Below are 14941 nucleotides of genomic sequence, written 5' to 3'. Positions count from 1 at the left end.
TCTACCGGGCTAATGCCTATATCTGCTATATCATAAGCAGCAGGAGTTTGTCTTGTGACTAATTATTACGACTTTTCAGAAGTTTTGTCTGTTACATTTTTGGGTGCAATTGCGTATCGGCAGCATTGTCCGCCTTCTGCCATACATTCACTTCGTGTAACCTTAGCATCCAGCAATTCCTCAAATAGGCTATGCTCGCATTGACAAGCTTTACGATACTGAGTAGCCACCTGGCGAATCGGGCAGTTGTATTCTTTTATGACATACGAACCATCCTCTTCTCGGTTCCACTCTGCCATATACCCACCAGCGTTTTGGATCGACGATAACTCAGCTACTCGCTCTTCCAAATTCCGGCGTTCCATCATCGGTGCATACTGGGTGAGCATCCGGCGACGGCGTCCCTCAAACAATGTATTAACAGCTTCCAATCCACTGCCATAATCCAATTCACGCAGAAGCTCCAAAGCCAGATTGTGATAGCTTTTTGGAAAATACTCTTCGGACTTCTCCGTTAAAGAATACATATGTAAAGGCCGCCCCATCGCTTGCCGAACCACTTTTGTCTTAGCAAGTCCCTCCTGCTCCAGCTGAAGCACATGACGACGGACACCCATCTCTGTAATTCCCAATTCTTCTGCCAGCGCGCCGATGGTCAGTGGTCCTTTCGTCTTCAGGAGCGTCATAATCAAGTGTCTTGTCGATCCATTTTCCTGCCCCATCTTCATCATAAAGGAACCCCCTCTCTTTCACGGCTACCGCCTATTTTATATGATTCTATCTTATGCTATTATAGCGTTACACCGGACCCAAGTTCCTGATCCAAATAATTCCCTACTTCAACAGCAAACTTCTCTAGCACCTCTGAAAGGATTGGTGTGAGCGGGTGTAGTGCCTTTCTTTCCCAGGCAAAATAATCCTGCACGAGCGGCTTACGAAGTGCGACAAGCTCTATCAATCGCTCGTAGATCTCACTTTTACCTAGCACTTTTTCTTCATGTATGATTGAAATGATATCCTCATAACTTCCGGCATCACGCATAATAAAACCGTCAATCAAACAACTACCAACGTCCGTAACCACCTCTATCGCCAGATGAAGGCAGCGTTCTTGTATTAGTCCGGTTAAAGTATTGCCATCCCATGAAGCTGTTACAGTCCTAAGACCCGTGGTTATATCTGGGATTTGAGCAAGAATGGTTTCGATTTGTTTGCGGTTGACATAATACACAGCAATACCCCCATGTCAAAAATAGTTAGAGAAATCTGCATTATCCCTACTTACCGCGTTTGCCGCGGCGTTTCAGCCAGAAGAACATAATGAAACATGCCGCAAGAAAAACGACCAAATAAGTTAACGCTTCCATCGGATACTCGAGCTCACGCATTCCTGTCACCGCTTCCGGTATAAAATGATGATGCTTGTTAATCAGTAGATCACTTAAATTACGTAATCCACAGCAATTGAAAGTTCTTTAACTTCATTAATATGAGCTATAACTTCCTTATGCGCCGGATGAACCTGATAAGCCTGTAAATCATCCAGAGAAGCTACCACCGTAACTAGAGCAATATCAAAGGATCGATCAGAATGAATGATATCAGCACCCACTTCAATCGAAAGGAGCTGCGGGATTTTACCTTCCATATTTCGCAGAACGGCTACCGTTGCCGCAACGCCTTCTTCGGACCGGTCCTTCAATTTAAAAAATACAATATGCTTGATCATTCTATCTCGCTCCCTGTTGTAATATTGTAATTAGATATTAAAAATATATCATAAGCGTACGCGTTCTGGAAGAAACTTAAAAAGTGATGTCAGAAATAGCAGCATTAACCATTGCCGATGTATATGAAAGTGTTGTAGTATATTTTTAAAAAATCGGAGGAATTATGCCTAGTAACCAACAAGAAACTCATAATATCCAGGCGTGGTCTCTGATCAACCGCAAATATCTTGGACAAGGCGTTCGTGTAAAAAGATTCCGCCGTCCAAAGCGTAGCCAGATTAGAAACCGTGTGTTACTTGCTGTATTGATGGCTAAGGATATCAAACTTTCACGACTCGCAGAAGATCTTGGTATATCCTCTCGCAGCGTAAGCGCCTGGGTATACGAAGGTCGTATCCCTTCCAACAATAACATTGACAAGACCTGTCGCCTACTCGGGTACCCGCCCCACATTTTGTTCAATGAAGCACTGATTCGTCAGAGTCCAATTGTATGTCAACCAACTCCTTCACGATTTATGAAAAGAAGTATTACCAGTTCGCCCCGCAGCAATGTGATTCTAACCGGCCTCTGTATGGTTTACGATTTTTCCGTAACCGATGTAAGTATTTGGATAGGTGTTCATCCCGGGACGTTTCGAAAATGGTTGCACAGCAGCCATCTGCCTACCCCTGCTCTGCAGGAAAAAGCCGAAACCTTCTTCCGAATTCCACGCCATATTCTATTTGCAGACTGCGGAACGCTCTAATGTGATCCTATCGCTTAATAAGTTCAAGGCCAGCCCTTCTTCCTTAATTAGGAGAAGGGTTTTTTGCCATATTTTTTTCTTAAAAAAGGGTCATACTACTGTTTAGGTACATTGTTCAGTACTAAAGAACGGAACAGGAGGCGTAAGATGAGACTTGACGGAATACTATCTGAAGGCTACACCGATACTTGGGACGTGGCCCCCGGTGTCATCGGACTACGAACCATGTTCGTAAATTGTGCATTCATCGGCCAGCCCAATTCGGACTGGATCATTGTAGATACGGGACTTAGCTCTTACACAAACAGAATTATAGATTATGCTAAGGAGAAGTATGAGAAGCCTCCGGTGGCAATTATCCTGACTCATGGGCATTTCGACCATATCGGGGGTGTGAAAAAGCTTATTGAGGAATGGAATGTACCCGTGTATGCTCATCCACTAGAGCTTCCTTATCTAACAGGTAAAGCGGATTATCCTCCAGCCGATCCGGCCGTAGGCGGCGGGCTGATGAGTATGGTGTCCTCATTATTTTCACACCATGGTATCGACCTTGGATCAGCCATACATCCATTACCCGAAGACAGAACCGTCCCCGGAGCAAAGGGCTGGAAATGGATCCATACACCTGGACATAGTCCCGGACATATTTCACTATTCAGACCAGAAGATAAGGTACTGATTGCTGGTGACACCTTTCTTACAGTCAAACAAGAGTCCGTATTCGCAGTAGCTACCCAGCATCAGGTGGTGCACGGTCCACCCTCTTATTTCACGACGGACTGGGAAGACGCGGAAAAGTCGGTCCGCACACTTGCGTTGCTAGATCCTCATATCGTTCTCTCTGGACATGGGGTGCCTATGGAGGGTGAAAAATTATCTGCACAGCTTGCTCATTTATGCAAGAATTTCAAAGAAATGGCGTTACCGGGTCAAGGGAAGTTCGTGTGATTTCCTTGCGGGATCCCATTTTGCTGAAATAGCCAATGCGCCCCCGCATCATTCAAGACTACACTCTATACCAATATTGATATATCTCCTTAAATTCGAGCTTGTCGTACAAAGCCGAAGCTCCAGTATTAGCTTGTACAACCTGCAAAAAAGCGGTTGTTGCACCCTGCGTCTTGCCCCAGTGTAGCAATGCAAGCAGCAGTTGTTCCGCCATACCTTGTCTACGCTGATCGGAAGCAGTGATAATATCAAAGAGACCTATGTAGCCGTTCTGAATAACACCCAGACCACAAGCGGTAGGAACGCCATTGTTAAACAACAGAATATAGCCCTGCTGCAAAAGACAAGCGGATAACATTCTAGTTAAGGTGCTCCGATTGTCTTTTGAGAGCGCAGAGAGCTTTGTAAATGCATTTAACCACTCTTCAGTCAAGCTCTCCTGAACTTGTATCTCATATCGAAGATCAGGAGTAGCTAATCCCTCCAGTTCTAATAACCTAACAGATGATGGCTCGACAACTGTGTAACCACGCTCCGCTAGCACCTCATCCAGGTTCGCAGGCTGGATATACGGCGTTATTTTAAATACTGGCTTTAGTCCAGCATCCTTATAGTACTGCTCAGCAAGCTTAATTTGGTTTGTTAGATCCGCAAGAGAGCTTTCTTCTCCGTATAACGGATTGACCGAATTGGCTCTTTTCGTATATCCAGCTGCTGTGCGCAGAACCCAGCCATTCAGGAGAACACTCTGCTCTGCTGGCCAAGTATTAAGTGTGATTTCTTCAATCGCTTTATACAAGTTATCTCCTCCTTATTAGCCATGTTCCCGCTTATTACGCATCGCTGGCAGCAGCTTCACTGCTTCATCAGCATACGAAGTATAATAGTCATATTCGGGAGACTCCTTACCATAAATGGCTATTTTCCCCTCATTGTTGTAATGGACACCCCAGCCGAATCGCTTCGGAAGTAGAGAGGCTCGCAGGCATGGATGGTTTCTAGAGAATAGCTCCTTCCATATTTCTTCCCTACGGGTCACACGATCTTCTAGCGGAATTTGTTTATGGCGTACATGAACCTCAAACAGAAGCTCTTCATGATTGTATTTGTAAGGCTCATTAATAAGCAGGTCATATTGAATCACATGCGCAGGCGGGAGTGTACGACAAGACATCGGCGGGATTCCCGTTTCCTCAGGACAATCCTCTGCTACACGTATGAAAGTGTTTGTATAACTCATGGGCATCACCTCTATTTTTAATTGAAATATATTCCTTCTATGATAATTCATAGTCACTATAATTGCACAGCAAAAATCCGGAACCTCAACCTCCTGGATTCCGGATTTTCATCTGCTATTTCATCTGAATTTCTATTCCTCAGCCACTGCCGCAAGGAGTTCTTCAACAGGCCACGGAAGCGGATTATTAAACGTTGTCCAATCCTGCTTCAACTCATCTTTCGTCAACAAACATCGATCCAATCTCGCTCCGATTTGTGCTGAGTCCATATTAACACCGATAAACACGATTTCATTCATTCGATCGCCCCACAGCTCGTCCCACTTGGCTTTCATTTCAGGTTCGCTTTCCAATACCTCCTGCTGCTGATCCTCAGGCATTGTAGCTAGCCAGTAGCCGGCAGGTCCGAACTGAATCGAGGGTCCAGCCTGGCTGATACTCGCTGCAAGATCACCCTCTGCGGCAACCCATACAATCCCTTTCGCTCTGACAACTTCCTCCGGCCAATGACTAAAGAAAAAGCTTAACCTTTCCGGATGAAAGGGTGTTCTCCGGCGATAGACAAAAGAAGATATTCCGTATTCCTCCGTCTCAGGCGTATGTGTCTCCTTGTTAAGCTCCGTAATCCAACCGGAGGACAAGCTTGTTTTTTCAAAATCAAATAATCCAGTATTAAGAATCTCCTTCGGATCTACCACTCCGTTAACCGTACGGATCATCTTGGCTGTCGGCTGAAGTTTGCGAAGCACAGCTTCAAGCTTGTTAAGCTCTTTTTCTTCCAGCAGATCACACTTATTAAGCAATAACACATCACAAGTTTCGATCTGATCAATGAGCAAATCCACAATATCGCGATAATCGTCTTCGCCAGCCGTTTGATTACGATCGATCAGACTATCACCAGAAGAGAAGTCATGCCAGAATCGGCCAGCATCCACAACGGTCACCATCGTGTCCAATTGAGCGAGTGAAGTCAAATCAATATCCAGTTCTGGGTTCGCATAAGTAAAAGTCTGTGCCACCGGAACAGGCTCACTAATGCCAGATGATTCAATTAGGATATAATCAAAACGGCCTTCAGCAGCCAGCTTTTGTACTTCGACAATCAAATCGTCGCGGAGTGTACAGCAGATACAACCGTTAGACATTTCCACTAATTTCTCTTCCGTTCTAGAAAGCACATTACCTGACTTCACCAGGTTGGCGTCCACATTCACTTCACTCATATCGTTAACGATAACAGCAACTTTCAAGCCTTCACGGTTGTGTAAGACATGATTTAGCAGTGTTGTTTTTCCAGAGCCTAAGTAGCCACTTAGCACCGTAACGGGGATTTTTTTCATTCCGATCACTCCTATCATTGATTAGCATTTATGTTTGGCATTTATAGCTCTTACCGGGTTTCGCGGTGTAATGTAACTCTTTTCAGGCGTGGACAATATTTTTTCATTTCCATACGTTCTGGGTGATTTCGCTTATTCTTGGTAGTGGTATAGTTACGATCTCCTGTCTCCGTGCATGCCAAAGTAATGATTACTCTCATTGTTCCATCTCCTTTTTTAAATCGTAATAATTACGATTAACATATCGTACACGTTTTATTCACAATCTGTCAACTATGATCTTGTAAAAATTCCAACTCTCTTAATTTTGTGGTCTTTCTTGCGGACAAATCACGTATAGATGGAAATATAAAAATATGATTCTTGTATTTCCAAGAGAATCAGGCAGGAGTGGAGATCATGAAGATACCAGTAATTATTTTGAGCGGGTTTCTGGGGAGCGGGAAGACAACTCTACTGTTGTCCCTGCTGAAAGAGAGCAAGGTAAGAGGTCTGAACCCTGGCGTAGTTATGAATGAGCTGGGAAAAAGAGATGTAGATGGGTATATTCTGCAGGAGCATACGGGTACAACCGTGACTAAGCTACTGGACGGATGTGTATGCTGTAGCCGTAAAGAGGATTTGGCAGACAGCCTGCTGGTACTGCTAAGAGGACGTCCCGATGCTATTTATATCGAGCTTACTGGCGTCGCGAATCCGGAAGAAATCGCCAAAACATTACAAGAAGCCGCACTACAAGAAAGGGTCGAATTGCATTTTACGATCACCTTATTGGATGCAGAAAACGCCTTGGAATATAACAGCAGACTCTCCTCTGACAAACAGCTGGTTCGTACCCTTCGCAAGCAGCTGTCCACTGCTGATCTCATTGTCGTTAATAAGAGCGATCTTGTAGAGCCTGAAACCTTATGGCGAATTGAAAAAGGTGTCCGAAAACAAAATACAGAGGCTGAAATCGTTTATACCCATTACAGCGAAATCAACCTTTCACCGATATTATCAGGAATCACCCCACGTAAAATCATCGCTCCCGCGCCACAACGAGCACCTCAAACCTTTAAAGGCGCAACACTTAAACAAATGAATTCAGAACAGGGAGCTACAGCAGTAAAAGAACGGCAAGAAGAGCCCCACGCTTCTTTTTCCCAAGTGACCGCCATCACGTTAACCATTCCGCAAGCAGGGACTACAATGCCTTCCAAAGAACGGCTAGAGGCTTTCTTTCAAGAATGGGGTGACAACCTGCTCCGTGCCAAAGGCCATATCCTTTTGTCCGAACAGGAACCGGTTCAACTTGTCCAATATGCGGGAATGCGTACAAGCTGGGAGGCATCACGTTACCCTGGAATGCCTTATGTGGTATTCATCGGGATAAATTTAGATGAGGAACTGCTGGCAGATCGGTGGTCCACCTTATTCGAACCTTGACTACCCTTTCCCCTTTAAAACTACTGCCGCTGCTTCTACCGATCTCATTCCTGATTATCATTGGTTTTATATGGGTGCCAAATCAACTGGAGCTACTAGATAACGCGTACATTGACACGTTCAAAACCGGCTTTATCGGGATTTTGCTAGAAGCCTTGCCGTTTGTGTTAGCAGGAGCTTTATTATCCTCGCTGCTTCGCGTCTTTATCCCAGATGAAATGATCTCCCGCTGGATTCCACGGCAGGCGCTTCCGGCCATTTTATTCGCTTGCCTGCTCGGAATTATTTTTCCAGTATGCGAATGTGGAATGATCCCTCTCGTCCGCCGACTAATCCATAAGGGGATGCCTGTCTACGTGGCGATCGTGTTTATTTTATCCGGACCCATCCTAAATCCAGTCGTCTACGGAGCAACACTGACGGCATTTCGCAACCACTCAGAACTGGCCTATGCCCGGATGGGTCTAGCTTTTGTAGTCGCCTGTATTATAGGTTTGATTATCTATGCAACGGTGAAAAAGTCCCCGATACGCCTTAGCGTTCAGCGCGAAACCGATAACACACATCATAATAATTCTCGTGGAGGAAAGTTAGCCGCCGTCTTCGTGCATACCTCGGATGAGTTTTTCGAGATGGGAAAATACTTAATCATTGGCTGCCTATTGACCGCTGGCATTCAGACGTTTATGGTTCAGGACAGTTTGGCAGCGATCGGAGATAAGCCGCTCGGGTCTTATTTTTTCATGATGGGACTGGCATTTGTGCTTTCGCTCTGTTCCACCTCAGATGCCTTTGTAGCTTCCACCTTTGTACATTCTTTTCCAGCAGGAGCACTGCTCGCTTTTATGGTATTTGGGCCGATGTTAGATTTCAAAAATTCATTGATGTTACTCTCGCTGTTTAAGACCAAATTCGCTCTTTATTTGTTCTTTCTTATCTTTTCTAGCGTATTTATCGGAGCCGTACTCATGTCCTTATGGCTGTAATCATAGAGGTGGCAAGCAGATGCTTACCCCATTGTTAGGAGGAAGCGCATGAATGACTCTCGAAGCATCCGATTTCACTATTTGTTAAGGGCGGTCATTCTGCTCGCCTTTGCTCTCTATATTGGGCATTTAGTGCAGCAGGACGCTTTGCATTATTATGTAGCGCCTAAGCTAGCACGCTGGGTTCAGTTATGTCCGATTCCTCTGACACTAATGGCGCTCAGCTTGGCCATTCAAGCCTTATTTGGTAAGGGAAGTGTGCTATGTGACTGCGAGCATCGCCTCCCACATTCCATATTTAAAAGTACAGCGCTTTATGGATTATTCCTGTTTCCACTGCTGCTTGGATTTGCACTTCCTGATCGTGCCTTGGGAAGTATGGCCGCTAGTAAAAAGGGGATTTCGTTCTCCTCTTTACCATCAGAGACTACCAACGCTGTTAGATTCGAATCGATTGATCCTTATCATGAGGAGCTCACCGAGCTAGCTAAGATCTTATATGCGCAGCCTACTATCCCTGTGTATTCTGATATTTTTTCTGAAACACTAGGCGCTATTGACATGTATAAACAACAATTTGAAGGCAAAGAAATTTCCGTTTCCGGTTTTCTATATCGCGATGACAGTGAAACGCCAGAGAATGCTTTTGCCATTGGCAGATTTCTGGTTCAGTGCTGTACCGCCGATGCTACTCCGTTTGGGATGTTGGTTGATTCCGGCAAATTAAAAAGCTTGCCCACCGATACCTGGATAGAGGTTCGGGGCAAGCTTCAAATTGTGCAATATAAAGGCCAAGAAATGATGCAAATACGCGCAGAAGCAATTACACCTATCGCGCAACCAACAACACCCTACATTTACACGAGTGCTGACTCCATAACCGCATGGAAAGCTTTGACGAATACGGCCAAATCTACTAAATAATTGCGTCCAGCTCATCCTCATCATTCACAGATCGGTTAGGGTTAAATACTTCAACCATAATACGGGCGGGTATACAGATGATTTGCTGCTTTGGCCTAGAGATAAACCCCATTTCCAAAGCGATTCGCAAAGGCGCGTCAGAATATGTCATTTGAATCCCGTAATCAAATACCTTTAAGGTATTGTGACCAAACTTCGATTGAATATCTATAATTTGCTCTTCTTTAGTCAAAGAAACGGTCTTGTATTCCTTACCATCAACCGTAATTATAGCTTTCAAATCGCCTTGTTGATACTGTTCATTATGGGTGTCCCACCACTTGATTCCGTAAATCAAACCCGCTGCGAATAGAGCTAAAAAAATGATTACAAAATCGCCACGCTTCATCTTTAACAAGGTATGGATCCTTTCATTGACAATATATTCGTAATAATTACGATTACAAATATATTAATCTTACGCTCTTTTGTCAATGACACTCCTCATCCTTAACGAATCCGAGTAGACCAATCTTTTAATACCCTGTCAAGCTCCTTTATGGAGATAGGCTTGGAGATGAAATCCTGCATTCCTGCACTCAGACACATGTCTTTATCTTCATTTCTGGCAAAAGCTGTGGCCGCAATAATAATGGGAGACAGCCCGAGCTTCTCACGTATGATTCCTGTTGCTTCTATCCCATCCATAATAGGCATCTGAATATCCATAAAGACGAGATCATAATCCTTGGACAGCACAGCTCGAACTGCTTCCTCGCCATTTGATGCAATGTCAGGGAAGTATCCCCTCTTCTTCAAATAAGCCAGCATCAGTTGCTGATTCACAGGATGATCTTCAGCGATGAGAATAGACATCGGTCCATATTCTCCCGTATCAGATGCTTTGGCGTTAGGTTTATTGCTTTTGTCTGTATCCACTGAAGGGTGGAGCGTAACCTTCTGATTCCATTCCTCTTTTGGCAAAGAGACCTCCACGGTGAAAAAGAACTCTGAGCCATGTTCCTCACAGCTCCTCACACCAATCGCTCCTCCGAGCAGCTCCACCAGCTTTTTGCTAATCGCCAGTCCAAGTCCTGTTCCGCCATATTTTCGATTAATGGAAGGATGCAATTGCGAGAACGATTGAAACAATAACCCTTGACTGGCAACCGGGATCCCCAAGCCCGTATCTTTAACCATGAATTTAACGATAATATTTCCTGATTTTCGAGAAGCTTCCAGGCTGGCAGAAATACTAATTTCACCTGTCTCCGTAAATTTCACCGCATTTCCCACTAAGTTCACGAGAATTTGGCGCAATCTTGCCTCATCCGTCACAATGACAAATGGAAGATCAGGTGCAATATTGATAGTTAATAACAACCCTTTTTCTTTGACCTTCGGATAGAATAGCTCACTAACGTTCTGTATCACTTCACGCAAGTCCACCATTTGCAGTTCAAGTGTCATCATGCCTGCTTCAATTTTGCTGAAATCCAGCACTTCATTCAAAATATGAAGCAATGCTTCTCCGCTACTTGTAATGATTTGTGTGTAGTAGCTCTGCTCTTCATTTAGCTCTGTCCCTGAGAGCAAGTCTGCCATTCCTATAATACCGTTCATAGGCGTACGCAGCTCATGGCTCATGATCGCTAGAAACTCCGATTTCGCCCGATCCGCTTCCTCTGCAGACTCCTTCGCTCGCACAATCTCCTTCTCTTCTGTGATATCTCGGAAAACCACTACAGCCCCGATCCGCTCTGCTCCATCAAAAAGAGGAGTCATGTGATATCTGACCAAAAAGCTGGAACCATCTTGCCTCCAAAACACACCCTCTTTCTCATCAAAAGAGCGATTATTGAAGTGCGAGGGAATCAGCGTCTTCTGAATGCCCAAGAATGGCTCATTATCCAGCCAAGTCTGATGAATCGTATGGAATTTGCTGTTCAACCATTCCGTTGGATCGTATCCTAGCATAGTAATCGCCGCTGGATTGATGAACATCGTATCCCCTTCAAGATTCATACCAAATATGCCTTCAGATACCGAATTCAATATTAGAGCATGCTCGTTACTTAACTTCTCTATTTCTTCAAAATGCCGCGCCCGTTCCGCAATGTCCCGGGTTACACACACAAGCTCCCGTCCTCCAAAGGTCTCCGAGTAAATATAGCGAAGTGTTGTTTCCGTCCAAATGTACGTTCCATCTTTGCATAGAAACCGAAAGGTCACAGGGTCGAGCTTCTTCCCTTCCATACAGTTGCTAAGATAGGACACCACTTTCTCCTTGTCTTCAGGATGTATGTAATCTATACCTCTCGTTTCGTACATTTCTTCCGGTGTATAGCCGAACATCGTCTGGCAAATGGGTGATGCATACAGATAGATGAGGTCTCCGTCCGCTGTATTACGTGAAATAAAATCCATTGAATTTTCCGACAGGAGTCGGTAATTTTGCTCACTATCACGCATCTGTTCCTCCATACGATGACGTTCAGTCACATCCTGGGCAATCCCACTGATCTGTAGCACTCTTCCTTCCTCATCTTTAGTCACTTCCCAGTGTACATCCAGAAACTTCAATTTTCCATCCGCACTTTTAATTCGAACCATAACTTCGCCATTCGTCCCATTCGCTAAAGACTGGTGAACCAGCTTTTGAAGTCTAGTAAAATCATCTGGATCAATACAGGAAAGCACTCGTTTGTAATCAAAATAGGAATGATTGGTGTCGTCCAATGAAAAGCCAAAAATGTTACGCATCTCTCTAGAAACCGTCAACCGCGTTTTCGTCGCATCCCATTCCCACGATCCCATTTTCGCAAGATATTGGGCTTGCGCCAGCATTTCCTCATATTTCTTACGCTGCGTAATATCACGGCCGATCGTTAATATCTGCTTGATTTCCCCCTGCTCATCACGTACAATCTGTGAGCTGCTCTCAATCCACAAATAATGTCCGTCCTTATGCCGGGCCCTGCGTGTATACACATCCGTATCAGAATAGAGCTTTCCGTGTTTTGTCATTTCAAGGGCATCTTCTGCGTGATAATACTCAGGTCTTTTCGTACCGATCATTTCATCTGGAGGATATCCTAGCAACAACTCCACTGAAGGAGAAACGTAGTGCAGTGTACCGTCTGGTCCGCCAAAAGAAATCATATCTGGCGTATTTTGTGTGATCAAATTATATAAATGCTGATCTTCCTGAATCTTATCTTCCGCAAGCTTTCGGTCTGTGATATCCGTAAGTTCTGAGATCAAGACAAGGGGTTCACTAGAGTTCTCCTGAAGAATCAGAAATATATGTTGAGCTAACCAGATTATCTCGCCACCCTTACATAAGAACCGTCTTTCTAACTCTATTGCGGTCCCAGGATCTGCTAAGAGATTGTTCAGGATAACGTAATGATCATCATCAGCTACATCGTCTGGATAAATAAGATCTAGATAGTGCATATTTAAAAGCTCTTCTTCAGAATAACCAAGCATACGGCAAAGTGCTGGATTAGATTGAATCAAGGTTCCTTCCTTGGGAGAGACTACAGCAACCCCTATAGAAGACCGTAAGTATAGTTGCTTAAAAAGAAATTCAGACACCTGAGTAGCCTCCTCTTTTGAGATGGGGACAAACTTTATTACAATCTCGTAATCTATTCCAGTATACCTTTTTTTCGGTAATTAAGCTTGATAGCTGAGTCCTAAATGATAGGCGGGTATAAATCAAAGAGATTGCGTGTTATCCTCACAGACAAAAAATAAACAGCAAGTCCCCAACACTCGGGAAGCTTGCTGTTAGTACATATCACAACTTCAAATGACTATTCTCTTATTAAATTCTCTTGCTGAAGCTTCTTAATTTTCTTACGGATAGGTGCGCCTGCTCTTAAAAAAACAAGTCCTAAAAGGATTAAAAGCCCGCCTAGAACAACGTTTATCAAACTAATTCTGCTAGATGAATTAAAATAATTCGTTACCCCAATGAGAATGTTGGCTAAACCAACAATGAACTCTAACCACATGACAGAATTCCAAAGTGTATTGATTCGCTTAAAGTGTTTTATTTTGGATTCCAGATCTGTGTAAATATCAAACGCACCTTCGGATGACTTCTTTCTAAGATAAATCCAGCGAACATAGCTGCTAACACACTCTACTCCATTTTCTTCTAGAAACTTGAGGTATGCCATGCTTTCCGGATGAGTAGGCACATTATCTAAAAGCTCAATTCTATACGTATACTCATTCTTAGGCGAGTCAGTAAACACATATTTACACCAGGAGTAGCTTGAAAGGGCTAACCCTTTGGCAGACATTTCATTAAGCCACTGTTCTTCCTTCTCAAAATCCCAAAACAGCTTGCGAACCACATGTTTCATTTGGACTCACCTCCAGCTATTCTCTTCCCATTGGCAATCAGTTCTTCCAACCGAATAAGCTCCCCCTGAATCACCGTCTTCCCTAATTCAGTAATTTCGTATTCCTTTCTTCGGGAACCTTCTTCCCCTTCTATAGCTCTTATCCAGTTTTTGTCAAGCAAGGTGTTGATAGCTCCATATAAAGTGCCCGCTCCAAGATCCACTCGACCATGACTTAAATCCTTCACATTCTGCATAATCGCGTAACCGTGCATTGCGGTGTATAAAGACAATAAAATGTAAAATACAGCTTCCGTTAAGGCTCCTCTTTCCGAGCTTTCAGGCATGATTCCATCTCCATTCTATTACTGTTAGCGATATATCGGTTACCGTAATAACATTATTACGGAAGCCGATATAATTGTCAATACAAAAATACCTATTTTTAGTAAACCTAACCGATCATAACCACGAAAAAAAGCCTATAGCCCATGGATATAGACGGTTCATGATCGTTCCATTTATTTGTTTAGTTAGGGAGACTAGGAATGTAATTCCCTCAACTTGGATCTACCCCATCTAATTAAATCTATTCCTTCCACTACGCATGGGGTGCATCGGACTTAGAAGCCACTATTTGCTAAAAATAGAGGGTTTCCGCATGCTTTCGGACCCAGATGCCGCTATTCACCCAAATGTACTCCTTTTATACGCAATTGAAGGTCAATAAGAGCGATACGGTCCGTAACTCCAGAAAAACAAGCCGACAATACAGTCCGATATCTTCTCCATATTATGCTCCGAAGCATAGTTACAGTAAGAATTGGACCACCATCACTTTCTTCAGAAATAAAATAGGCTTATACAACTGCCCAAGAGCAATTGTATAAGCCTATTTGATGATGCGGTCGAGAGGACTCGAACCTCCACGATATTGCTACCACACGGACCTGAACCGTGCGCGTCTGCCAATTCCGCCACGACCGCACATTATGTACACCAATGAAATAATCACTGTACATAAGAATATACTCTTTTTTCGGATAAATAGCAACATATTTTTAAATCGATGTACAGATAAATCTAACAACAGCGATATAAGCGATATAACATATTCAAATACCCATAGGCATAACCAATCACAGTTATTCAGTTTATATATTTCACTTATAAGAGGCTGGTATGATACAACATAATTAAAAGAATGTGCTGCATCAGAAGTATCACTGTAATTCCAAACCAGAAAGGACGAA

The 14941-nt window shown here is 43.7% G+C and carries 16 protein-coding genes and 1 tRNA gene; 5 read left to right on the top strand and 12 right to left on the bottom strand.

Going from position 1 to position 14941, the window contains the following annotated elements; translation table 11 throughout:
• Positions 1-65 precede the first annotated feature (65 nt).
• The 3 genes from PAENI_RS00800 to PAENI_RS00790 form a co-directional block, all read right to left on the bottom strand.
• A complete protein-coding gene (locus tag PAENI_RS00800; protein WP_042186789.1) occupies positions 66-731 on the bottom strand; it encodes a helix-turn-helix transcriptional regulator in 666 nt (221 codons plus the stop codon).
• 59 nt (positions 732-790) lie between these two features.
• Positions 791-1231, bottom strand: coding sequence for a DUF86 domain-containing protein (locus PAENI_RS00795; protein WP_149643939.1), 441 nt, complete (start codon positions 1229-1231; stop codon positions 791-793).
• A 210-nt stretch (positions 1232-1441) separates the two neighbouring features.
• Positions 1442-1729, bottom strand: a complete 288-nt coding sequence (locus PAENI_RS00790) for a Dabb family protein (RefSeq protein ID WP_149643938.1) — start codon at positions 1727-1729, stop codon at positions 1442-1444.
• A gap of 164 nt (positions 1730-1893) precedes the next feature.
• Between PAENI_RS00790 and PAENI_RS00785 the strand changes: the two genes are divergently transcribed.
• Together PAENI_RS00785 and PAENI_RS00780 are read left to right on the top strand one after the other, a co-directional pair.
• Positions 1894-2478, top strand: a complete 585-nt coding sequence (locus PAENI_RS00785) for a helix-turn-helix domain-containing protein (protein ID WP_076283191.1) — start codon at positions 1894-1896, stop codon at positions 2476-2478.
• Positions 2479-2625: 147 nt separating this feature from the next.
• A complete protein-coding gene (locus PAENI_RS00780; RefSeq protein WP_149643937.1) occupies positions 2626-3429 on the top strand; it encodes an MBL fold metallo-hydrolase in 804 nt (267 codons plus the stop codon).
• Positions 3430-3487: 58 nt separating this feature from the next.
• Here PAENI_RS00780 and PAENI_RS00775 read toward each other — a convergent pair whose 3' ends face one another.
• From PAENI_RS00775 to rpmG, 4 genes are all read right to left on the bottom strand, one after another.
• Positions 3488-4228: a GNAT family N-acetyltransferase gene (locus PAENI_RS00775; RefSeq protein WP_149643936.1), complete on the bottom strand. Its 741-nt coding sequence runs from the start codon at positions 4226-4228 to the stop codon at positions 3488-3490.
• A gap of 15 nt (positions 4229-4243) precedes the next feature.
• Positions 4244-4669 (bottom strand): DUF6157 family protein, encoded by a 426-nt coding sequence (locus PAENI_RS00770; protein WP_149643935.1) that lies wholly within the window; start codon positions 4667-4669, stop codon positions 4244-4246.
• Between the two features lie 132 nt (positions 4670-4801).
• The gene (locus PAENI_RS00765) at positions 4802-6013 is read right to left on the bottom strand and encodes a GTP-binding protein (RefSeq protein WP_149643934.1); all 1212 of its coding nucleotides are present in this window, start codon (positions 6011-6013) and stop codon (positions 4802-4804) included.
• A 50-nt stretch (positions 6014-6063) separates the two neighbouring features.
• The gene (gene rpmG, locus PAENI_RS00760; protein ID WP_076283195.1) at positions 6064-6213 is read right to left on the bottom strand and encodes a 50S ribosomal protein L33; all 150 of its coding nucleotides are present in this window, start codon (positions 6211-6213) and stop codon (positions 6064-6066) included.
• A gap of 199 nt (positions 6214-6412) precedes the next feature.
• Between rpmG and PAENI_RS00755 the strand changes: the two genes are divergently transcribed.
• The 3 genes from PAENI_RS00755 to PAENI_RS00745 are packed head-to-tail and all read left to right on the top strand — an operon-like array spanning position 6413 to position 9351.
• A complete protein-coding gene (locus tag PAENI_RS00755; RefSeq protein WP_149643933.1) occupies positions 6413-7441 on the top strand; it encodes a CobW family GTP-binding protein in 1029 nt (342 codons plus the stop codon).
• Positions 7438-8427, top strand: a complete 990-nt coding sequence (locus tag PAENI_RS00750) for a permease (protein ID WP_076283197.1) — start codon at positions 7438-7440, stop codon at positions 8425-8427. The genes PAENI_RS00755 and PAENI_RS00750 overlap by 4 nt, the downstream gene beginning before the upstream one ends.
• Before the next feature lie 48 nt (positions 8428-8475).
• Entirely contained in the window at positions 8476-9351 is an 876-nt protein-coding gene (locus PAENI_RS00745) for a TIGR03943 family putative permease subunit (protein WP_149643932.1), read from the top strand.
• Here the strand turns inward: PAENI_RS00745 and PAENI_RS00740 are convergent.
• The 5 genes from PAENI_RS00740 to PAENI_RS00720 form a co-directional block, all read right to left on the bottom strand.
• On the bottom strand, positions 9344-9739 hold the full coding sequence (locus tag PAENI_RS00740) for a NusG domain II-containing protein (protein WP_076283407.1): 396 nt from the start codon (positions 9737-9739) through the stop codon (positions 9344-9346). The genes PAENI_RS00745 and PAENI_RS00740 overlap by 8 nt on opposite strands.
• Positions 9740-9840: 101 nt before the next feature.
• Positions 9841-12930 (bottom strand): PAS domain S-box protein, encoded by a 3090-nt coding sequence (locus PAENI_RS00735; RefSeq protein ID WP_262495466.1) that lies wholly within the window; start codon positions 12928-12930, stop codon positions 9841-9843.
• Positions 12931-13151: 221 nt separating this feature from the next.
• Complete coding sequence (locus tag PAENI_RS00730; protein WP_149643930.1) at positions 13152-13709, bottom strand: DUF2812 domain-containing protein; 558 nt, start codon at positions 13707-13709, stop codon at positions 13152-13154.
• Entirely contained in the window at positions 13706-14035 is a 330-nt protein-coding gene (locus PAENI_RS00725) for a PadR family transcriptional regulator (RefSeq protein ID WP_149643929.1), read from the bottom strand. The genes PAENI_RS00730 and PAENI_RS00725 overlap by 4 nt, the downstream gene beginning before the upstream one ends.
• A 556-nt stretch (positions 14036-14591) precedes the next feature.
• Positions 14592-14675 (bottom strand) — tRNA-Leu (locus tag PAENI_RS00720).
• Between the last annotated feature and the right edge of the window lie 266 nt (positions 14676-14941).

This window comes from Paenibacillus sp. B2(2019), from assembly GCF_008370385.1.
Classification (GTDB): Bacteria; Bacillota; Bacilli; order Paenibacillales; family Paenibacillaceae; genus Paenibacillus_AQ.
Note: the sequence above shows the minus strand (reverse complement) of the source record. Positions and strands in the feature narration are given on the sequence as shown.